The organism is Glycomyces lechevalierae (assembly GCF_027622945.1).
GTDB classification, from domain to species: domain Bacteria; phylum Actinomycetota; class Actinomycetes; order Mycobacteriales; family Micromonosporaceae; genus Glycomyces; species Glycomyces rutgersensis.
Map to the genome: position 1 here is coordinate 86,829 of NZ_JAPZVQ010000006.1, position 20,723 is coordinate 107,551.

17 protein-coding genes are annotated in these 20,723 nt (G+C 69.8%); 15 read left to right on the forward strand and 2 right to left on the reverse strand.

The window, feature by feature from the left end; translation table 11 throughout:
* Positions 1–125: 125 nt before the first annotated feature.
* From O2L01_RS12150 to O2L01_RS12160, 3 genes are all read left to right on the forward strand, one after another.
* Complete coding sequence (locus tag O2L01_RS12150) at positions 126–545, forward strand: hypothetical protein (protein ID WP_270122204.1); 420 nt, start codon at positions 126–128, stop codon at positions 543–545.
* A 151-nt stretch (positions 546–696) separates the two neighbouring features.
* Complete coding sequence (locus O2L01_RS12155; RefSeq protein ID WP_270122205.1) at positions 697–1,875, forward strand: AAA family ATPase; 1,179 nt, start codon at positions 697–699, stop codon at positions 1,873–1,875.
* Entirely contained in the window at positions 1,876–2,712 is an 837-nt protein-coding gene (locus O2L01_RS12160) for a DUF7192 family protein (protein ID WP_270122206.1), read from the forward strand. It abuts the gene before it with no gap.
* 18 nt (positions 2,713–2,730) lie between these two features.
* Here O2L01_RS12160 and O2L01_RS12165 read toward each other — a convergent pair whose 3' ends face one another.
* Entirely contained in the window at positions 2,731–3,372 is a 642-nt protein-coding gene (locus tag O2L01_RS12165; protein ID WP_270122207.1) for a TetR/AcrR family transcriptional regulator, read from the reverse strand.
* A gap of 206 nt (positions 3,373–3,578) precedes the next feature.
* Between O2L01_RS12165 and O2L01_RS12170 the strand changes: the two genes are divergently transcribed.
* The 4 genes from O2L01_RS12170 (at position 3,579) to O2L01_RS12185 (ending at position 7,958) form a co-directional block, all read left to right on the forward strand.
* The gene (locus tag O2L01_RS12170; protein ID WP_270122208.1) at positions 3,579–4,973 is read left to right on the forward strand and encodes an MFS transporter; all 1,395 of its coding nucleotides are present in this window, start codon (positions 3,579–3,581) and stop codon (positions 4,971–4,973) included.
* A complete protein-coding gene (locus O2L01_RS12175; RefSeq protein WP_270122209.1) occupies positions 4,970–6,169 on the forward strand; it encodes an FAD-dependent monooxygenase in 1,200 nt (399 codons plus the stop codon). Before O2L01_RS12170 ends, O2L01_RS12175 begins: the two co-directional genes overlap by 4 nt.
* Positions 6,170–6,294: 125 nt before the next feature.
* Entirely contained in the window at positions 6,295–7,401 is a 1,107-nt protein-coding gene (locus O2L01_RS12180) for an epoxide hydrolase family protein (protein WP_270122210.1), read from the forward strand.
* A gap of 173 nt (positions 7,402–7,574) precedes the next feature.
* On the forward strand, positions 7,575–7,958 hold the full coding sequence (locus tag O2L01_RS12185; protein ID WP_270122211.1) for a hypothetical protein: 384 nt from the start codon (positions 7,575–7,577) through the stop codon (positions 7,956–7,958).
* Positions 7,959–7,968: 10 nt separating this feature from the next.
* Here O2L01_RS12185 and O2L01_RS12190 read toward each other — a convergent pair whose 3' ends face one another.
* Positions 7,969–9,303 carry a hypothetical protein gene (locus tag O2L01_RS12190; protein WP_270122212.1) on the reverse strand — a complete coding sequence of 445 codons (1,335 nt, stop codon included), beginning with the start codon at positions 9,301–9,303 and terminating at the stop codon, positions 7,969–7,971.
* A 153-nt stretch (positions 9,304–9,456) separates the two neighbouring features.
* Between O2L01_RS12190 and O2L01_RS12195 the strand changes: the two genes are divergently transcribed.
* The 8 genes from O2L01_RS12195 (at position 9,457) to O2L01_RS12230 (ending at position 20,583) form a co-directional block, all read left to right on the forward strand.
* Positions 9,457–10,050: a glycoside hydrolase family protein gene (locus O2L01_RS12195; protein WP_270122214.1), complete on the forward strand. Its 594-nt coding sequence runs from the start codon at positions 9,457–9,459 to the stop codon at positions 10,048–10,050.
* Positions 10,031–11,053 carry a LacI family DNA-binding transcriptional regulator gene (locus tag O2L01_RS12200; protein ID WP_270122215.1) on the forward strand — a complete coding sequence of 341 codons (1,023 nt, stop codon included), beginning with the start codon at positions 10,031–10,033 and terminating at the stop codon, positions 11,051–11,053. Before O2L01_RS12195 ends, O2L01_RS12200 begins: the two co-directional genes overlap by 20 nt.
* Positions 11,050–12,654 (forward strand): sugar ABC transporter ATP-binding protein, encoded by a 1,605-nt coding sequence (locus O2L01_RS12205; RefSeq protein WP_270122216.1) that lies wholly within the window; start codon positions 11,050–11,052, stop codon positions 12,652–12,654. The genes O2L01_RS12200 and O2L01_RS12205 overlap by 4 nt, the downstream gene beginning before the upstream one ends.
* 102 nt (positions 12,655–12,756) lie before the next feature.
* Positions 12,757–13,740, forward strand: coding sequence for an ABC transporter substrate-binding protein (locus O2L01_RS12210; RefSeq protein ID WP_270122217.1), 984 nt, complete (start codon positions 12,757–12,759; stop codon positions 13,738–13,740).
* A gap of 181 nt (positions 13,741–13,921) precedes the next feature.
* Entirely contained in the window at positions 13,922–15,487 is a 1,566-nt protein-coding gene (locus O2L01_RS12215; RefSeq protein ID WP_270122218.1) for a sugar ABC transporter ATP-binding protein, read from the forward strand.
* Positions 15,484–16,551, forward strand: coding sequence for an ABC transporter permease (locus tag O2L01_RS12220; RefSeq protein ID WP_270122219.1), 1,068 nt, complete (start codon positions 15,484–15,486; stop codon positions 16,549–16,551). The genes O2L01_RS12215 and O2L01_RS12220 overlap by 4 nt, the downstream gene beginning before the upstream one ends.
* A complete protein-coding gene (locus O2L01_RS12225; protein WP_270122220.1) occupies positions 16,548–17,582 on the forward strand; it encodes an ABC transporter permease subunit in 1,035 nt (344 codons plus the stop codon). The genes O2L01_RS12220 and O2L01_RS12225 overlap by 4 nt, the downstream gene beginning before the upstream one ends.
* A 127-nt stretch (positions 17,583–17,709) precedes the next feature.
* Complete coding sequence (locus O2L01_RS12230; protein WP_270122370.1) at positions 17,710–20,583, forward strand: immunoglobulin-like domain-containing protein; 2,874 nt, start codon at positions 17,710–17,712, stop codon at positions 20,581–20,583.
* The last annotated feature ends 140 nt before the right edge of the window (positions 20,584–20,723 follow it).

The following is a 20,723-nucleotide window of genomic DNA, read 5'->3' on the forward strand; positions in this document are numbered from 1 at the left end:
CCTACGAACGGCCGTCCATGTTCGCCCGAACGGCCGATACGGCGAGCCCCGTGCACGCCGAACGGTCCCTGATCCGCACCGGAATCAGGGACCGTTCTTGCGATGCATGGCCCTACGATGCACGAATGAACCGCGTCGAATTCTCCGCAGCCAACGGCTGCATCGACATCAAGGTCGACGGCGTCGCGCTCGAAGCGCACGCCCGGCGGGCCGAGCTCGAGTCCGCCAGCGCCGCAGGGCAAGCGGACTTGGCCGGCGCCTACGCCGGTCTCACCCCGCTGCACACCGTCCGCTGGCCCAGCCGCCATTTCCTCGGCGCACCGGCACTCGGGGAACCCGATGGCGACACCGTGCTCCTCGGCTGCGATTGCGGCGACTGGGGCTGCTGGCCCCTGCTCGCCCAGGTCGACGTCACCGCCGCGACGGTGACATGGCGGAACTTCAGCAACGAGCACCGCCCGGACTGGGACCTCAGCGGCCTCGGACCGTTCACGTTCGACCGCGACCAGTACGAGGCGGCCCTCCGGACCACACAGGAACCGTGAACCGGTCTCAGGCATTGATACACCGGGTATTCGCGGCCCCGGCCGCGCCGGACGGGGTCCGGACCGGAAGAAATCCGGAGGCGGGACCCCTCCCGGGCGCTCCCCGATACCAATAGAGGCGAACTCGTCCCCCTACGAGACGGAGCATCCCGTGCAGGAGAAGACCCGCAACGAGGTCGTGCGCATCGCGCACGAAGTCGCGAGGCAGGAGCTCGACAGCCGCGACGTCGAACTCGCCGGCCTCGCCGAACAGGCCGCGGCGAAGGCGACCAGAGGCCTGCTGTCCGTGCCGCACAGGACGATCCAGCGGATGGTCGAGAACGAGACCACCGCGTGGACCGACGAGCAGGAGCGCCAGATCGAACGGGCGCGCGAGGCGCACGAGCTCGAGATCGCGCACGCGCGCGAGCAGCACGAGGCACTGCTCGAGCGCACCCGGCACGACTACTTCGCGGAGATCGAGGAGGCCCGCGCCGAGATCGTCGCCAAACTCGCCGTCCTCGTCCGCGCCGAGATCGAAACCCAGTTGCCGGGCCTCCTCCCCGAGCCGGTCCAGGTGCTGCTGCCCGAGGCGCCGCGGCCCATCGACATCCAGGGCGCGGCGCACGCCGTCCTCCCGGACCTGCTCCTGGCCCTGCGCGCGCACTGCCACGTGCTGCTCGTCGGCCCCGCCGGCACCGGGAAGTCGATGCTCGCCAAGCAGGCCGCCGAAGGCCTCGGCCTCGGCTTCCACGCGCTCTCGCTCGGCCCGACCACCCCGATGAGCAAGGTGTTCGGCTACTTCGACGCCCACGGGAACTACCACGGCACGCCGTTCCGCCGCGCGTTCGAGGAGGGCGGCGTCATGCTCCTCGACGAGCTCGACAACGGCCACCCCGGGCTGCTGGGGGAGTTGAACCAGGCGCTGGCCCTTCGGGTCTGCGCGTTCGCGGACAAGATGGTGAGCGCGCACCCGGACTTCCACCTCGTCGCCACCGCGAACACCTTCGGCTCCGGCGGCGACCAGCGGTACGTCGGCCGCCAGGCCCTTGACGCGGCCACATTGGACCGGTTCACCATGATCGAGGTCCCGATCGACCCGAAACTCGAACGCCGCCTGGCGCACGCGCACGCACCCTCGAAATCGAACGAGGTGAAGCGGCTCCTCAAGGAGGTGCAGCGGCTCCGGGAGGCCGCCGAGCGCAAGCACCTCCCGCTGATCTTCTCGCCGCGCGCGAGCATCGACGGCGCGAAGCTACTCGAAGCGGGCGCCACCGTCGAGCAGGCCATGGCCTGGCGAGTCCTCAGAGGACTCTCGGACTCGCACCGGACCGCCCTCGGAGTGCGGTAGATGATCGCGATCAAGCCGCTCCACTCCTGGCAGGAGTTCCTCGAGGCGTCGCAGCGCCCGCCCTCGATCGACTTCGGCTCCGGCCGCAACGGCCGGTCATCGTGGGCGGGCGCCACCTTCGAAGAGGCGCAACGGCTCGGACGGGACGGCTGGCACGTCGACCTCCCCGACACCGACGTCCGCGTCGGTGAACTCCGCGAACGGGCGGGCCTGACCCGCGCGGTCTCCGCCCTCGAACCCACCTGGGACGTCACCGGCAGCGAGGTCGACGTCGGCGTCTACCTCTCGGGCGTCCCGGAGTGCATGGTCGACGCCGTGCCCCGCAGCACCTCCGTGCGCGGCCGCGTCGTCACCTTCCTCGTCCCCGCCACCTATGCGAGCACCACCCCGCACCACTACATCACCAACCGCGGCCTCGCCCTCGCCGCGCTCTGCTCGGCGATCATCGCGGTCGGCCACAGCGTCGAGATCTGGAGCGGCTACGCCGCCGACCTCCCCGGCGAGGGCCGCTTCTCCGCCGTCGCCCGCGTCATCGCCGCCGGCGAACCACTCGACATCGGCCGCCTCTGCTTCGCGACCGCCCACCCGGCGATGCTCCGCCGCCTCTGGTTCGCCGTCCTCGACGCCGAAGACCGCGACTTCGCCCTGAGCCTCGTCCTCGAGAACTACGGCGCACCCCCATACTCCTGCAAGGCCACCGACCTGCCCCCCGGCGTCACCGACCCCTACGTCTTCCCCTATCTCGACGACCTCGAATCCCAATGGCGCACCCTCGACACCGCCCTCGAATGGAGCCACGAAACCTTCGAAGCCCTGGGCCTCCTCCGCACCCACTGACGGGGCGCGGCACCGCCGCTACTTCGCGAGACCGGTCGCGTAGGCGCGGAGGAACGCCCGCACGCCCTCCACAATGAGCGGCCGGACGCGGGCGTCCTTCGCGGCGTTCGCGGAGCCGAGTCGGCTGAGCGTGACGCCGAAGGTCAACGCGATGAAGTGGTCGGCCGCGAGCCGCGCATCGGGCACGTCGAGCAGCCCGGCCTCGGCGAGGGCGGTGAACCGCTCGCCCATGGCCTCTTCGGGAGCGTTCGTCAGGGCGCGGTCGTCGGGTTCGGGCAGGTGGCCGCCCGCGGTGCGCACGAAGCGCTGCAGCGTGGTGTATTCGGCGGAGTCGAGCATGTCGGTGGTGATCCGCATCGAGAACTCGACGAGCGCGGGCTCCAGCTCGTCGGCTTCCGTGAGGCCGTCGAGGGTGTCGGCGAGGGTGCGCTTGACGGTGGCCAGCAGCGACTGGCCCACGTCGTCGAAGACCGCGTGCAGCAGCGTCTGCTTGTCGCCGAAGTAGTCGTAGACCGTCCGCTTGGACACCCCCGCGCGGGCGGCGACGGCGTCCACGCTCGACCGGTCGAAGCCCTCTGTGAGGAACAACTCACGAGCCGACGTGAGGATGGCGGCCCTCTTGTGTGCGGACCCCGCACGCAGCGTTTTCTCCGTCGGCATAGGCAGATCCTAACGGACCGGCCGCCGGCGTCCGGCCGGTCATGGCAGCGCGGACCCGAAAAACGCACTACACCGTGTAGTGTGAACTTCAAGGCGCCGCGATCGTGCGATTTCATGATCAATTGGGCGCCAACGAATCGGAACTCGGACGTGACCGCAACGGGGGCGGTTTCGCCACGCGTGCAACAGAAGAGACAAGGACCGCCATGGCCGTGACCCTCGAACCCCAAGTCCGCATCGGAAAGCTCGCGATCGGCGCACTCGGCGCCCTCGCACTCGCCCTCGGCACCCTCCAGGCGGTGGTGGAGCCCTCGCTCCCGCTGCTGCAGGACGATCTGGGCATCGGCCCCGCCGAAGGCTCGCTCATCTTCATCACCCTGCTCATCACCGGCGCGGTCGTCGCGCCCATCGCCGGCAAACTCGGCGACCGCTACGGCGGCAAGCGGGTCCTGGTCGTCCTGATGACCGCGGTCTCGGTCGGCGGCCTCATCTCCGGCATGGCGCCGAACCTGCCCGTGCTGCTCCTCGGCCAAGTGCTGCAAGGCGCCATGGTCGGCGCCCTGCCCCTCTCGTTCATCCTGGTGCGCAAGCACCTTCCACCTGGCCGCACGCAGGTGGCGGTAGGGCTCGTCAGCGGCCTGTTCACCGGCGGCGGCCTGGTCGGCATGCTCATCGCCGGACCGATCGCACAAGGGCTGTCCCGCCATTGGATGTTCGCGATCCCGACGATCGCGATCATCGCCGCGACCCTGATAGTCGCCCGAGCGATGCCGGACGACCCGCCCGCCGGGGACGCCTCCAAAATCGACTGGCCGGGCGTGGTCCTGTTGAGCGCCACGTTGATCGCGCTCGTGCTCGGCGTCTCTGCGGTCACCGGCGGCGGCCTGCCCCCGCTCGCGATCGGCGCCGTCACCGCCGTCGTGGCGGCCCTCGCCACCGCGTGGGTCGCCGTCGAGCGCCGCGCGCCCTCTCCTATGGTCGACCTCCGCATGCTGGCGTCACCCGCCATCTGGAGCGCCTGCGTCGTCACCCTGCTCATGAGCCTCGGCTTCGGCATGGCCGTCTACCTTGTCCCGCAACTGCTCTCGGTCTCGGCCGACGGCTACGGCTTCGGTGCCGACTCGACGCAGATCGGGCTGTTCCTCGTGCCCGCCACCATCGCGGGCGTGGTCGCCGGGACGATCGCCGGACTCGCGGCGCGCCGCTTCGGCCCCCGCGCCGTGATCACCGCGGGCACCGTCGTCACGGCGACCGCCCTCATCGCCCTCGCGTCGCTCCACGACGCGGCCTGGCAGCTCGTCGTCGCCAGAGCCCTGATCGGATTCGCCGTCAGCGTCAGCCTCGTCGCACTGCTCGCCGCCACCGCCACTGCCGTGTCCACCAAGGACACCGGCATCGCCACCAGCCTGCTCGTCGTGACCCGCGTCGTCGGCGTCGCCTTGGGCGCCCAGATCGCAGGCGCCATCCTCGGCGCCGGCACCGACCCGGTGACCGACCTTCCGACCGAACCCGCCTTCACCACGGGCTTCGTCATCGCAGGCCTCACCACCGCCCTCGCTCTGCTCATCGTCCGCGTCATGAAGAAGGGAACCCAGTCATGACCTCCACCGCACCCACCATCCTGATCTCCGGCGCCAGCATCGCCGGACCCGCGCTCGCGTATTGGCTGCACCGGTACGGATTCGCGGTCACCGTGGTCGAGAAGGCCGGCGCACCACGCGGAGGCGGCTACCCGATCGACGTGCGCGGCACCGCGATCGAAGTGGCCGAACGGATGGGGATCCTCCCGCAGCTCCGCGAAGCGCACGTCGACTCGCAGCGCCTCACCTTCCTCGACGCCGACGGCAGCGAAGTCGCCTCACTCTCCCCGCACACCGTCGCAGGAAGCGTCGAAGGACGCGACCTTGAGGTAACTCGCGGCGACCTCGCGGCCATCCTCCACGCCACCACACGCGACAACGTCGAATACGTATTCAACGACGCCATCAGCACCCTCGACGAATCCGCCGACGGCATCGACATCACCTTCCAAAGCGGTGCCCGACGTACCTTCGACCTGGTCGTCGGAGCCGACGGCATGCACTCCCACACCCGCGAACTCCTCTTCGGCCCCGAAGCCCAGTTCCACCGCCACCTCGGCTACCGCTTCGCCGTCTTCACCATGCCCAACACCTTCGGACTCTCCCACGAGCTCCTGATGTGGAACGCCCCCGGCAGGGCCGCGGCCCTCTACGCCACCGGCGGCGAAGACGACCGGGTGCACGCCTTCCTCAACGTCCACCGACCCGTACCCCACCACGACTCCCGCGCCCCCGCGGACCTCCTCGCCGAAGCCTTCGCCGGCTCAGCCTGGCAGCTCCCCACCCTCATCGAGGCCATGCACCAGGCCGACGACCTGTTCTCCGATACCGTCGGACAGATCCACATGCCCACCTGGTCCAAAGGCCGAGCCGTCCTCATCGGGGACGCCGCCTACGCCCCCTCATTCCTTACCGGCCAAGGCACTAGCCTCGCCCTCGTCGGCGCCTACATGCTCGCCCACGCACTCGCCACGAACCGCACCCACACCACAGCCCTCACCACCTACGAAACCACCACCCGCCCCTTCATAACCGCCAACCAAGCCCTCGTCGACAACGGCACCGCCACCCTCTTCCCCACCACCCCCGAAGCCCTCACCCGCCGCAACACCAACCTCCGCAGCCTCACCAGCATTCCGACCCTGACCCCGCGTCCCGAGTACACCGCCCTCGCCCTCCCAGGCCTCCCAACGGCGCGCCGCACGTCCTCGGCCTGATGCCGTGACCGAATCCTTCAGGCAAAGTCTTGAGCCGAAATACTGGAATGGAGCATTCCGTTCTGTTATGCTGAACGTAGCCAGGGAGCACCAGTTCCCGAAAGACCGAATGAGGGAAGACGGCCATGAAGCAGCACGAGACGATCAAGCCCTTCACCATCGACGTCCCGCAGTTCGAGCTCGACTACCTCCACGAGCGCCTGTCCCGCGCCCGCCGCGCCCAGGAGATCCCCGGGGCCGGCGACGAATACGGTGTCACCGTCGACCGGGTCGACCACCTGACCGACTACTGGCTGCAGCAGTACGACTGGCGCGAGACCGAAGCGCGGCTCAACGGATACCCGCAGTTCGTCACCGAGATCGACGGCCAGCGCCTGCACTTCCTCCACATCGAGTCGCCCGACCCTGCGGCAGTGCCGCTCCTGCTGCTCCACGGCTGGCCCGGCACGATCATGGAGTTCGTCGACCTCATCGAGCCGCTCACCCGGCCGAGCGAAGGCCCGTCCTTCCATCTGGTCATTCCCTCGCTGCCCGGATTCGGCTTCTCCGGTCCGACCAAGGAGACCGGCTGGGGCGCCGCCCGCACTGCCAAGGCGCTCGCGACGCTGATGGCGCGGCTCGGATACGAACGGTACGGCGCGCACGGCAACGACGGCGGCGCGTTCATCGCCCCGGAACTGGGCCGGATCGACGGCGAGCACGTCATCGGCGTCCACGTCGACCAGATCTTCTCGTTCCCCTCGGGAGACCCGTCCGAGATGGAGGGCATGTCCGAAGAGGAGATGGGCGCTCTGCAAGTCCTGCAATGGTTCTACGAGAACAAGAGCTCCTACGACCAGCTCCACTCCCAGCAGCCGCAGACCCTCGCCCACGCCCTGGCGGACTCGCCCCGAGGTCTCCTCGCGTGGATGGACCAGCTCTTCGGCGACGTGGTCGACGACCGGTTCGTCATCGACAACGTCATCGTCCACTGGCTCAACGACACCATCGCCTCGTCCATGCGCTTCTACTTCGAGAACAAGCACAATCCGGTCGACACCACGCCTGCGGACTTCCCGATGGCCAACTCCAGTTTCGCCGGCGACTTCCAGTCCATCCGCTGCTTCGCCGAGCGGGACTACACCGACATCACCCAGTGGCGAACCCACGAGACCGGCGGCCACTACGCCGCCCACCAGGTCCCGAACCTCCTTGCCACCGACCTCCGCGACTTCTTCACGACCCTGGCCTGACCGGAAACCCGTACGAGGCAATGCCCAAGGGGCGCTGATCTGAAGATCGGCGCCCCCTTGAGCATTGCCCGATAGGGGGCATCACAGATCAACGGTCGGGCACAAAGGCGATGCACGTCGAACTCCAGATGTGGCAGAGTCAGAGCGCCCCCTTTCCGAACGGAACCAGTGCGATGACCGACCTGAAGACCATGACCCTCTGGCGCCCATGCGGACCGGCCGAGCTCGCCCTGGTCCGCGAGTCCGACTGGACCGCTTGGCCGCCGCGACTCCCCGACCAGCCGATCTTCTACCCAGTGCTCAATGAGGACTACGCGGTGAAGATCGCCCGCGACTGGAACGCGCCCCGCGACGGCGTCGGCTACGTGACCCGCTTCGAACTCGACCGCACCTTCGCCGAGCGCTACCCGATCCAACAAGCCGGCGGCAAGACCATTCTCGAACTCTGGGTCCCGGCAGAGGAACTCGAGGAGTTCAACGGCCACATCATCGGCCGAATCGAAGTCGTAGGGGAGTACCACGCCGCCGATCCGTCAAGGGTCCAGAGCGAGTCCTAGTTGAACCGCTTCAGGGCACGAGGCCCCGATTGCGGCGGGTTGGCTTGCCTTCGCTGTCGCGGGGCTGCTCGGGGATCGTGGGCCAGCGTTGCATGAGGGCGTTGCGGAGCTCGCGCCCGCGGGTGCCGGCGATGGCGGTGCCGATGACGGCGGCGATGAAGAGGGCGACCGAGACGAGGATCGCGGCGAGCGCCTCAGTGCGGTATTGGGCGAAGACCTCCTGCGAACCCAGGCCCATGCCTTGGCCCAGCATGTAGGCGGAGGCGCTGAACACGAGGCCGGCTCCTGACAACATCGCGGCGACGCGAGCCAGCGGGTGCATGCGCCGTTCCGAGTGGAAGGCCAGAACGTCCTTGTCGGGGCGGCGAGACCGCGGGTCGGCCAGTGATGCGAGCAGATCGGCGCGTTCGGCCTGCCGCTGCGTCCATTCGAGCAGCACCCCGATCAGCGCGAGCAGCGCCGCCAAGGGGACCGAGACCGCGAAGATCCAGAACCCCCAGGAGAGCACGCGCTCGATGAATGACGAGTAATAGACCTCGTTGCACTCGTTCGACCCGCGCGCCGGGATGCTCGCGCACCGCATCACCATCGACGCCTGCAGCGCGACGAAACCCAGCACGCAGATCAGCCCCGCGAGGTAGATGAAGGCGGCGGCCTTCGGGGACCCGGAGACCAGCGGTTCGGCGCCGCGGCCCTTCGCGCGTCTCCAGGCCCGCGCTTCGTCCTCCGCGCTCCAATGAGTGGCGATCCGCGCCCGGCGCTTGGCGTGGGGTCGCGGGAGCCACTGCTGGCAGGCGTACCCGAGCAGACTCATGATCGCCGCGTATCCGATGGCGGACAAGGCGATCGCCCAGCCTTCGGGGCTGCTGTCGAACAGCACCACCCCCAGCCCGACCAACCCCAGCACGCCGGCCAGGACGGCGTTCCCCCAGCCGAAGAAGCTGAGCCGCGACGCCGGCGGGTTGACGACCGACGCCACCTGGTCGGGCGAGGGCACGGCCTGACGGGACGCGCCCTGGGCAGAGGCGGCGACCAGCGCCCTGGACGCGGCCACTTCCCGCAAGTAGCTCGCAACCGCCCAAATGAGCGCCACGACCAGCGCGAACACCATGAGAAAGCCGACGCTGATGCGCATGAGGTGGTCGACGGCCGTCTCGAGTCCGGGATCGCCGAGCAGGTTCTCCTCAGCGAGGATGCCCCCACCCAGGATCAGGGCGAACGCACCGCCCAGCCCGATCAGAACCGCCGTCAAGGAACGGGCACACGCACCCGCCGCTTCACCGGCCACCCCGACCGAGTACTCATGCCAGTGCCAGCCTTGCGGCTTGCCCCCGTCGTCACTCACCGAAGCCTCCTCACCTCACCCGACCACCGCCGCATCCTACGAGCGCCCCGCCACCGAGCAGCCACGACAACACCTCGGTCCAGATGCGCAACGAGAAAGTCCCGGACCTGATCACCTGAGTTGTTCCCGGTAACATTTATGTGATCGCGTTGAGTGCCAGCGGTATTACGGGGCACGCTCCAGTCCATCCTCGGAGGCACCACCGAGTCCTGCGGCACGGGCCGCAACTACTCGGGCCGCTGCCTTGAAGGACCGGAGTTCTTCCGCTACAACGACGACGACAGGGCCTCCGCGCAGGAGCTGTACGGCCTCATGGCCGAACGGTACGAGGCCGACCGGGGCTGCCTGCCGTTCCGCACGACCGACCCGGGCTCGACCTCGCCCGCCGACTGGAGCAACGCGACCGATGTGGACTTCGGCGTCCTGAAGAAGTGCCACGGCACGATCCTGCCGATCACGCAGCGCGAGTACGAACGCGTCGGGGACGCCGCGGCAGACGTGGTCGTCTCCACGGGATGCGGCACGAAGGCCCTTGCGGCCGCGGCGGCGGGAGCGCCGGCCGCGCGACTACCACGGCGAGGCGGCCCATGCCGCCGCAACCTGCGGGTGATGTTCCCGTTACCAAAGTCCGGATCGGTAGGCTGGGGGAGTCGCGCAGCACCCTACGCGGCTCCCCGGCTCGCGAAGAGGACGGACCCGATGGAGAAGAGCCCTTTGGAGGACGTGCGTGGCGAACACGAGCGCTGACAAGCCGAACATCCGGCAGGTCGCGCGGCTCGCCGGAGTCTCACACATGACGGTGTCGCGGGTCCTCAACGAGTACCCGCACATTAAGGAGGCGACCCGGCGCCGCGTCCTGGAAGTCATCGAGGAGCTCGACTACCGCCCCAACATGGCCGCGCGCGCACTCGCGACCCAGAAGAGCCAGCGCATCGGCGTCATCGTCGAGAGCGCCGTCGAGTTCGGCCCGACGAGCACGCTCCGCGCGCTGGAGGCCACCGCGCGCGGGACGGGCTACGCCGTCAGCTCGATCGCCCTCGAAGACGGCCACCGGATCTCCCCCCAGGAGGCCGTCGACAACCTCACGACCCAGGGCGTCGACGCGCTCTGCGTCATCGCGCCGCGCTCGTCGTCGATCGCGGCCCTGCGCAAGATCTCGATCAACATCCCCGTCCTGGTCGTCAAGCCCGACAGGGACCCCTCGTTCCTCACCGTCTCGCTCGACCAGAAGGAGGGGACGACGCTCGCCGTCGACCATCTCGTCTCCCTCGGGCACCGCGACATCCTCCACCTCGCCGGCCCCCTCGACTGGCTCGACGCGCGGGCCCGCGAGCGCGCGTTCCACGCGCGCGCGAAGTCCTGGGGCGTCCGCGAGCGGCCGATCGTCGTGGGCGACTGGAGCGCCGATTTCGCCTACGACTTCGCCAAGGGCATCAAAGAGCTGCCCGACTACACGGCGGTCTTCGTCGCCAACGACGACATGGCCGTGGGGCTCATCCACGGCCTGCACGAGCGCGGCTTCTCCGTGCCCGGCGACCTCAGCGTCGTCGGCTTCGACGACGTGCCTCTGGCCGCGCACGTGCTGCCGCCGCTCACGACCGTGCGGCAGAACTTCCGGGCGCTGGGCGTCGCGATCGTCGACCTGCTCCGCGCGGCCATCGAGGAGCGCGAGATCCCACGCGTGACGAAGATTCCGGCGGAACTGCTGGTACGGTCGTCGACAGCCGCGCCCAGGGGGGAGGATTCATGACCGCGACTCGGCCAGTGGTGGAGATGTCGGCGATAACGGTCGAATTCTCCGGGGTGCGGGTGCTCGACGACGTCGACCTCACCCTGTACCCGGGCGAAGTCCACGCGCTCATGGGGGAGAACGGCGCCGGGAAGTCGACGCTCATCGGCGCGCTGGCGGGGACGGTCCCGATCCGCTCCGGCGAGGTGCGCATCGAAGGCGAGGAGCGGACGCCCGCGGGCGTGGCGCGCAGCCGCGCCGAGGGCATCGCGACGGTGTTCCAGGAGACGCATCTGAGCCCGCACCTCACGGTCGCCGAGAACGTGATGATCGGCAACGAGGTGCGCGGGACGTTCGGCATCGACTGGAAGGCGAACCGGGCGCGCGCCGCCGAAGTGCTCGCCCGCCTGGGCCTCGACGACCTCGACCCGCGCAGCCCCCTGTCGGCGCTGTCGCCCGCGGTGAAGCAGCTCGTGGCCGTGGCGCGGGCGCTCGTCCTGGAGCCGCGCGTGCTCATCCTCGACGAGCCGACGTCGAGCCTCGACGCGGCCGAGGTGCACACCCTCCTGCGCGTGGTGCGCGGCCTGCGCGACCACGGCGTCGCCGTCCTCTTCGTCTCGCACTTCATCGAGCAGGTCTTCGACGTCGCCGACCGGATGACCGTGCTGCGGGGCGGCCGCTTCGTGGGGGAGTTCCCGGCCGACGAGCTCGATCGCGCCGAGCTCATCTCGAAGATGATCGGCGAGGACATCGATGCGCTCAAGGCGCTGCGGTCGGAGCGGCTGGCGCACCACTACTGCGCCTCGGGCGAGCCGACGCTGCGGGCCTCCGAGCTCGGTCGGCGCGGCACGCTGGATCCGACCGACATCGAGCTCTCCCGCGGCGAGATCGTCGGCCTCGCGGGGCTGAACGGTTCGGGACGGTCCGAGCTCGCGCGCCTCATGGGCGGCGCTGAGCGGGCCGACAGCGGCGAGATCTGGATGGACGGCGTCCGCGTACAGCTCCGGAGCCCCGGGGCGGCGCTGCGCCGCCGCGTCGCGCTGTCGACCGAGAACCTCCGCGACGAGGGGATCATCCGCGGGCTCACGGCCCGGGAGAACATCGTGCTCGCGCTGCAGGCGATGCGCGGATGGTCGCGCCCGCTGTCGGCCGGCGAGCGGGCCGGGCTCGTCGAGACGTACCTGGACACGCTGCACCTCTCGCCCGACGACATCGACCGCCCCGTCGAGGAGCTGTCGGGCGGCACGCAGCAGAAGGTGCTGCTCGCGCGCCTCCTCGCGACGCGGCCCCACGTGCTCATCCTCGACGAGCCGACGCGCGGCATCGACATCGGCGCCAAGCTCGACATCCAGCGGCGGGTGGCGCGGCTGGCGGGAGAGGGCGTCGCCGTCGTGTTCATCTCCTCGCAGATGGAGGAGGTCGTGCGCCTGAGCGACCGGATCGTGGTGCTCAAGGACCGGGAGAAGATCGGCGAGCTCAGCAACGGTCCCGGCGTCACCGTCGACACGATCGTCGAGATGATCGCGGCCGACCTGGACGGGGAGTCCGAGGAGTTATTCGGTCACGATTGTGACACGGGCCTTGTCTCCGTGAAACAGTTCACGCTAAATTGTTCCCGGTAACAAGAATCTGGAACGCACCCCTGCTCCACTGCGATCGGCAGCGGACCCCGCGGTCCGGACCGCCGGGCGGCCCTTGCGTCCGGCATCTCAAGGAGGAGAACCATGTCTGCAAAGCACCGCCTTGCCCAGGCGATCGGAATGACGACCGTCGGCGCCCTCGCGCTCGGCCTCGCCGCGTGCGGCGGCGACTCGGGCGGCGACGACGGCGTGACGACGATCGGCTTCGTCGCGGTCGGCCCCGAAGGCGCCTGGCGTGAGGCCAACGAGACCAACATCCAGGACACCTTCACCGAGGAGGCGGGCTACGAGCTCAAGTACGCCCCCGCGACCAACCTCGACCAGAAGTCGCAGATCGACGCGTTCACGTCGTTCGTCGACGAAGGCGTCGACGTCATCCTGCTCTCGGCCACTGAGGCCACCGGCTGGGAGGACTCCCTCAAGCGCGCGCAGGAGGCGGAGATCCCCGTGATCCTCCTCGACCGCGGCATCGAGCCGAACGACACCGACCTCTACGTCACGCGCATCGCCCCCGACAACATCGAGGTCTCCACCGCCGTCGCCGACTGGGCCGTCTCGGCGTTCCCCGACGGCGCCAACTACTTCGTGCTCGAAGGCCCCGCGGGCGTCTCGGTCGTCAACGAGCGCAACGAGGGCTTCGACGCCGTCGCCGGCGCGCAGCCGAGCCTGGTCAAGGTCGGCGCCCAGACCGCGAACTGGTCCACCGAAGAGGCCAAGGGCGTCGTCGAGACCGTCCTCAAGTCCAACGGCAACGACATCCAGTTCATCTTCGCCCAGAACGACGAGATGGGCCTCGGCGCCGTCCAAGCCGTCCAGGAGGCCGGCCTCACCCCCGGCGTCGACGTCAAGATCGCCACGATCGACGGCACCAAGAACGCCCTCACCGCCCTCGCCGCCGGCGAGCTGAGCTTCGTCGCCGAGTACAACCCGCTCTTCGGTGAGACCGCCCTCGACGTCGTCGAGAAGGTCCTCGCCGGCGACGAGGTCGAGTCGAGCATCGTCGTGCCGAGCGCGACCTTCGACTCGCCCGAGGCGGCCGAGACCGCGCTTCCCGACCGCAAGTTCTAGTCACCGGAGCGGCAATCCCCCTTGGTGGGGGGGGCCGCCGGGGGCCCCCCCCCGCCCCCCCCCCCCCCCCCCCCCCCCGCGCCACCCAGTGGGGGACGCGCGGGGGGGGGGGCCCCCGCGGCCCCCCCCCACCAGACCACCCCCCGCGGCGCGGCCGCGGCGACAGCATGTGGAGCACGCGATGTCAGAATCGCTTCCGATCGTCGAGATGGCCGGCATCTCGATCTCGTTCCCCGGCGTGAAAGCACTCGACGAGGTGGGGCTCCGGCTCTTCCCCGGCGAGGTGCACACCCTCATGGGCGAGAACGGCGCCGGGAAGTCGACGCTCATCAAGGCGCTCACCGGCGTCTACAAGATCGACGAGGGCGAGATCCGGATCGCGGGCGAGCCGCGGCGCCTCGGCGGGACGGCCGACGCGCAGAGCGCGGGCATCTCCACGGTCTACCAAGAGGTCAACCTCTGCACCAACCTCACCATCGGCGAGAACGTCATGCTCGGCCACGAGGTCAGGGGCGCCGCGGGCATCAACTGGCGCGCGACCCACCGGGCGGCGGGCCAGACGCTGAAGAAGCTCGGCCTCGGCCACCTCAACCCCAAGCAGGCCCTCTCGACGCTGCCGCTGGCCGTCCAACAGCTCGTCGCGATCAGCCGCTCCATGGTGGCGCAGTGCAAGGTGCTCATCCTCGACGAGCCGACTTCCAGCCTCGACGCCAACGAGGTCGAGCAGCTCTTCACCGTCATCCGGAGCCTGCGGGACCAAGGCGTCGCCATCCTCTTCGTCTCGCACTTCCTCGACCAGGTGTACGCGATCAGCGACCGCCTCACCGTGCTGCGCAACGGCCGGTTCGAAGGCGAGTACCGCATCAGCGACATCGACCGGGCCCAGCTCATCTCCAAGATGATCGGCAAGGACATCGCGGCGCTCAAGTCCCTCGACGCGAAGGACTCCCGCCGCGTCCGCCCGGACGCCGAGCCCCTGTACTCCGCGAAGGGCATCGGCCGCAAGGGCGCGATCGACGCGACCGACATCGAACTCCACCGCGGCGAGGTCGTCGGCCTCGCGGGCCTCCTCGGCTCCGGGCGCACCGAGCTCGCGCGCCTCATCTACGGCGCCGACCGCCCCGACACGGGCGAAGTGACCCTGAACGGCGAGCAGACGGAGATCACGACGCCCGCGAAGGCGCTCGCCCGGCGCATCGCCTTCTCGAGCGAGAACCGCCGGGACGAGGGCATCATCCGCGACCTCAGCGTCCGCGAGAACCTGGTCCTGGCCGTCCAGGCCCGCCGCGGCTGGGCCCGTCCCCTGCCGCGCCGCGAGCAGGACGCCATCGTCGAGAAGTACGTCTCGGCGCTCGGCGTGCGCCCCGCCGACCCCGAGCGGCCCATCCGCCTGCTCTCCGGCGGCAATCAGCAGAAGGTCCTCCTCGGCCGCTGGCTCGCGACCGAGCCCGAGCTCCTCATCCTCGACGAACCCACGCGCGGCATCGACGTCGGCGCGAAGGCCGAGATCCAGGAGTACGTCTCGGTGCTCGCCGACGAAGGACTCTCGGTCCTCTTCATCTCCTCCGAGATCGAGGAGGTCGTCCGCCAGAGCGACCGCATCATCGTCCTCAAGGACCACAGGAAGATCGCCGAACTCGAAGGCGGACAAGGCGTGTCCGCCGATTCCATCGTCACAGTCATCGCCGAGGACGGCCTCGGCGACGCAAGCGCGGACGCTGCGGTCCGCGAGGAGGTCACCACATGAGCGCGAACGCGCACGGCCCGTCCGAGGCCCTGAAAGGCCTCGTCCGGCGCCAGTACTTCTGGGGCATCGTGGCCATCGCGCTGCTGCTCCTCGTCAACCTGGTCAAGGACCCCGGTTACCTGGCGGTCTCCATCGGGCAGTCCGGCAACCTCGCGGGCAACGTCATCGACATCCTGCGCGCCGCCGCGCCCATCATCCTGATCGCCGTCGGCATGTGCCTCGTCGTGTCCACCGGGGGTATCGACCTCTCGGTCGGGTCCGTCATGGCCGTCGCCGGGGCCGTGTCGATGGAGTTCCTCAACGGCGCCTCCGACACGGTCGGCTCCGGCCTCGCCGCGGTCGGCCTCGTCGTCATCGTGAGCGCGGCCCTCGGCGCCGTCAACGGCGTGCTCGTGTCGGTCGTCGGCCTCCAGCCCTTCATCAGCACCCTCGTCATCATGCTCGCCGGGCGCGGCCTCGCCAAGGTCATCACCGGCGGGCAGAACACCACCGCGACCAACGAGACGTTCCGGTGGATCGCGAACGGCTACGTCCTCGGGCTCCCCGTCGTGTTCCTCCTCGCCCTGCTCCTCGCCCTCCTCATGGGCCTCCTCGTGCGCCGCAGCGCACTCGGGCTCATGCTCGAAGCGATCGGCATGGACGCCAAGGCGGCCCGGCTCGCGGGCGTCAACCGCCGCGCGCTCCTGTTCACCGTCTACATCCTCGGCGGCGTCCTCGCCGGATTCGCGGGCGTGTTCGCGACGGCGAGCGTGATGACCGTCGACGTCTCGCGCACCGGCTACCAGCTCGAACTCGACGCCATCCTCGCCGTCGTCATCGGCGGCACCTCGCTCGCGGGCGGCAAGTTCAACATCACCGGCGCCGTTGTGGGCGCGATCCTGATCGCGACGCTCGACAAGACGGTCGTCTTCCTCGGGGTCTCCTCGTCCGCGACACCCGCCTTCAAGGCCGTCGTCATCGTCGTGCTCTGCCTCCTCCAGTCGGAGCGGGTGCGCCGTATGTTCCGTCAGCGCCGCGCAGCGGGTGCCGCCCGCCCGGCCGAGCGAGAGGTCGTCGCCGCATGAGCACCCTCACCACCCACCCGGCAGCGGAGCCCACCGGCGTCCGCGCCCTTGCGAAGCGCCTGTCGCTGCACCTGGACACGCTGCCCACCGCCGCGGCCGTCGTCATCTTCATCGGTATGATCATCTACGGCGAGGCCGCGTACGGGCGGATCGTGCAGTTCAACACGCTCTCGAACCTGCTCATCAACAACGCGCACCTCATCATCCTCGCCGTGGGCCTCACTTTCGTGATCCTCACCGGCGGCATCGACCTCTCGGTCGGCGCGGTCATCGCCTTCAGCAGCGTGGCGGGCGTCATGCTCATCAACGCGGGCTGGAACCCCTGGCTCGCCATGGCCCTCATGGTCCTCATCGGCACCGCGTTCGGCACCGTCTCCGGCATCCTCATCCAGCACTTCCACGTGCAGCCGTTCATCGCCACCCTCGCGATGATGTTCCTGGGACGCGGCCTCGCCTCCATCCTCAGCACCGTGCCCGAACGCCTCGCCGACGAATCGCCGCTGCGCTCACTCGGCACCCAGATCGAGATCTACGACGGACCGAAGGTCGACGACATCGTCATCACGCCCGGCGTGATCATCGCGGCCATCGTGGTCGCGGCGGCGTTCTTCGTCCTCCACCGCACCCGCACGGGCCGCACGGTCTACGCGATCGGCGGCTCCGAGCAGTCGGCGGCCCTCATGGGGCTGCCCGTCGCGGCCACGAAGATGTGGGTCTACATCATCAGCGGCACCCTCGCCGGCCTGGCCGCGGTCGTCTACACGGCCCGCCTGGGCAGCGCCCAGAACATCACCGGCATCGGCTGGGAGCTCGACGCGATCGCCGCCACGGTCATCGGCGGCACGCTGCTCACCGGCGGCGCCGGCTTCGTGCTCGGCTCGGTCGTCGGCGCTCTCGTCCTCGGCCTCATGAACGTCCTCATCACGCGCGACGGCGGCATCCCGCCCGAGGCGACCACCATCATCACCGGGGGCATCCTCCTGGTGTTCGTCCTGCTCCAGCGCGCCGTCCTGGCACGACGCCGCGAGTAACCCCAGCCCGCCGGCGCCTCACCACCCCGGCTCAGGTCGAGGCGCCGGCGGGACCCCCGTCGAAGCCCTCCATCCGCAACACCAATGCCGTTCATCTCAATGACGAGAGGCGAATCCCTTGAGAAGCATGCTCCGTCTGGCCGGCGTCGCCGCCCTGACCGTCGGGCTCGCCGCAACGGCGGCCCCCGTGTACGCCGTCGATGCGGCGCCCCTCATCCACTACTCCTTCGATCAGGCGCCCGCGGACGGCGTCACGATCGCGGACGAATCCGGCAACGGCAACGACGGCGTCGTGCGCCAGTCGGGCGCCGCGTTCACCGACGGCGTCCTGTCGCTTCCCGGCGGCTCATCGACGAGCGCCGCGGCGTACGTCGAGATCCCGACGGCCGACCTCGTCGGGCTGAAGGACGTCACCGTGTCCGCCTGGGTCTCGGACCGCTCCGGCGCCGGCAATGTCGCGGCCGCCTTCGTGGGCGCGCCCGTCGCATCGGGCGCGTCCTTCTCGAGCGGGTACTGGCTGCTCAACCCCTCGAATCCGAGGGGGTATGTGAAGTCGGTCGTCACGAATGCAACGGACGCGTCAGCGCCGTGGAACACCGAGGTGGGCGCCGGCTCGACCGCGACGCCGACGGCGGGCGTGCGGACTCCCGCCGGAATGGCGCTCTACACCACCGTCATCGACGGCACCAACGGTCTGCTCACCCTCTACGTCAACGGGGTGAAGACCACCGAGCACGCGATCGCCCGGAACCTCTCGAGCTTCGGCGGCAGCCTCGTCGCCTACCTCGGCCGCTCGACGTACAACGACGCGTTCTTCGCGGGCGACTTCGACGAGCTCACGGTCTACGGCTCGGCCCTCGCCGCCGCCGACGCGCAGGCGCTCTACGCCGACGGGGCGCTCGACCGCGCCGTCGCCTCCGTCTCGGTGCCGGGCACCGCGGAGACGGACTTCGACCTCCCCACCTCCGCATACGGAGCGGCGATCACGTGGGCCTCTGACGGCGCCGCCATCGCCGTCGACGGCGGCGCGGCGGCGGTGACCCGACCGGCCTCCGGCTCCGGCGACGCCACAGTCACACTGACGGCGACGTTCACGGCGCTCGGCGAGACCCGGACCAAGGCATACACGGTGATCGTCCCCGAAGACCTCACCGACGTCGAGAAAGCCGACGCCGATCTCGCGGCGATCGCGATCGCGACCGCTGACGACGTGCGCACCAACGTCTCGGTGCCGACCTCCGGCGCGAACGGCGCGGCCATCGAATGGACCGTCCCCGCAGGAGCGCCCATCACGCTGCGCGACGGGGCCGCCGACGGCACGCAGACCCTTGTGGTCGACCGCCCTGCAGCGGGCGAGGACCCGGTGTCCGTCGTCGTCACCGCGACGGCGCGCATCGGCGACGCCGTCCGCACGCGCGACATCACGCTGACCCTCCAGCCCCTGCCCGCCGCGGGAGCCGAGGAGGAGGCCTACGTCTGGGCGTTCTTCACCGGTGAAGGCGACGGCGCCGAGCAGGTGAGCCTCGCGGCCTCGCAAGGCAACGACGCCCTCAGCTGGAACACGCTCAACGACGGCAAGCCGCTCTTCACCTCGACCCTGGGCACCCAGGGCCTGCGCGACCCGTTCATCATCCGGTCCGCGGAGGGCGACCGCTTCTACATGCTCGCGACCGACCTCAAGGTCGCCGGCCTCGCCGGCGGGTTCGACGCCGCGCAGCGCACCGGGTCGCTGTACATGGAGGTGTGGGAGTCGAACGACCTCGTGCACTGGTCCGAGCAGCGCCACATCAAGGTGTCGAGCGACTTCGCCGGCAACACCTGGGCGCCCGAGGCGTACTGGGACGAGGAGCTGGACACGTACGTCGTCTACTGGGCCTCGAACCTCTACGACACGACCGATGCCTCGGCGCGCACGGCCGTCACCTACAACCGGATGATGTACGCGACGACCGACGACTTCGTCCACTTCTCTGAAGCGAAGCCCTGGGTCGACGTCAAGCGCGGCACCGGCCGCGGCACCATCGACGCCACAGTCGCCCGCGTCGACGACACCTTCTACCGGTTCATCAAGGACGAGGGGTCGATGACCATCCGCCAGGAGCGGTCGGACGACCTGCTCGCGACCGTGACCGGCACGCTCCCGGGCACGACCGGCGCCGCCGACGAGTGGACCCTCGTGAAGGACCAGGTCGCCACGGGGCTCCCCAACGGCGAGCCGGGCGGCACCTTCACCCAGGGCGAGGGCCCGAGCATCTTCCCGGCCAACGAGGGCGATGTGAACGGCTACGAGTGGTACCTCTTCATCGACCAGCCCTCGTACCACGCCGGACCGAACTACTACATCCCGTTCGCGACCGGCGACATCGCCGACGGCAACGCATGGGAGCCGGTCGGTTCGACCCTGCGCGAGAACCTGCCCGAGAACGCCGACGGCGGCAAGCCCCGCCACGGCACCGTCATCCCGGTGACGCGCGCCGAGTACGAGGCCGTGCTCGCGGCCTTCGCGCCCGACATCGCGGTGACCGGCGCCGCCGACATCGCCGTCACCACGAAGGCCGGCACCGCTCCGGTCCTGCCCGGCGCGCACCTCACCAAGGCCGACGGCTCGGAGCAGGACGTCGCCGTCGCGTGGGACGCGATCGACGCGTCGCAGTACGCGCGGCCCGGCACGTTCACCGTGGCCGGTGTCGCGCAGGACGACTCGCGCGCTCCCGTCACGGCCCAGGTCACCGTGACCGCTCCGCTCACGGTCGTCGCGTCCGTGCGGTGCCTCGGCGGCAAGGCGACCGTGGTCGTCAAGACGACGAACGTCGGCGACGCCGCCGTGGACGTCGTGCTGTCGTCCGACTTCGGGGCGAAGGCCATCAGCGATCTCGACCCTGGAGCGACCTCGTCGTCCGTGTTCACGACGCGACAGGCCTCCATTCCCGCCGGAAAGGTCCTCGCGACCGCGGACGGCGCCTCCCTCGAATCCGCCTACCCGGCCGCGAAATGCGGCTGACTCCTCAGTAGAGGGAACTCCCGTGCCCGTGGCGGCACGTCGTGCGGGAGGCGTCGGCCGCAAGCGGCCGACGCCTCCCGCCTCGCAGACGTGCTCGACGCGGGCGTCCACAGCCGCGGGCTCCGTACCGGACCGTCATG

Excerpts from the sequence above, each read along its gene's own strand:
- O2L01_RS12150 (WP_270122204.1), top strand. The coding sequence starts at position 126 with ATGAACCGCGTCGAATTCTCCGCAGCCAACGGCTGCATCGACATCAAG.
- O2L01_RS12160 (WP_270122206.1), top strand. The coding sequence starts at position 1,876 with ATGATCGCGATCAAGCCGCTCCACTCCTGGCAGGAGTTCCTCGAGGCG.
- O2L01_RS12165 (WP_270122207.1), bottom strand. The coding sequence starts at position 3,372 with ATGCCGACGGAGAAAACGCTGCGTGCGGGGTCCGCACACAAGAGGGCC.
- O2L01_RS12170 (WP_270122208.1), top strand. The coding sequence starts at position 3,579 with ATGGCCGTGACCCTCGAACCCCAAGTCCGCATCGGAAAGCTCGCGATC.
- O2L01_RS12175 (WP_270122209.1), top strand. The coding sequence starts at position 4,970 with ATGACCTCCACCGCACCCACCATCCTGATCTCCGGCGCCAGCATCGCC.
- O2L01_RS12180 (WP_270122210.1), top strand. The coding sequence starts at position 6,295 with ATGAAGCAGCACGAGACGATCAAGCCCTTCACCATCGACGTCCCGCAG.
- O2L01_RS12185 (WP_270122211.1), top strand. The coding sequence starts at position 7,575 with ATGACCGACCTGAAGACCATGACCCTCTGGCGCCCATGCGGACCGGCC.
- O2L01_RS12205 (WP_270122216.1), top strand. The coding sequence starts at position 11,050 with ATGACCGCGACTCGGCCAGTGGTGGAGATGTCGGCGATAACGGTCGAA.
- O2L01_RS12210 (WP_270122217.1), top strand. The coding sequence starts at position 12,757 with ATGTCTGCAAAGCACCGCCTTGCCCAGGCGATCGGAATGACGACCGTC.
- O2L01_RS12215 (WP_270122218.1), top strand. The coding sequence starts at position 13,922 with ATGTCAGAATCGCTTCCGATCGTCGAGATGGCCGGCATCTCGATCTCG.
- O2L01_RS12220 (WP_270122219.1), top strand. The coding sequence starts at position 15,484 with ATGAGCGCGAACGCGCACGGCCCGTCCGAGGCCCTGAAAGGCCTCGTC.
- O2L01_RS12225 (WP_270122220.1), top strand. The coding sequence starts at position 16,548 with ATGAGCACCCTCACCACCCACCCGGCAGCGGAGCCCACCGGCGTCCGC.
- O2L01_RS12230 (WP_270122370.1), top strand. The coding sequence starts at position 17,710 with ATGCTCCGTCTGGCCGGCGTCGCCGCCCTGACCGTCGGGCTCGCCGCA.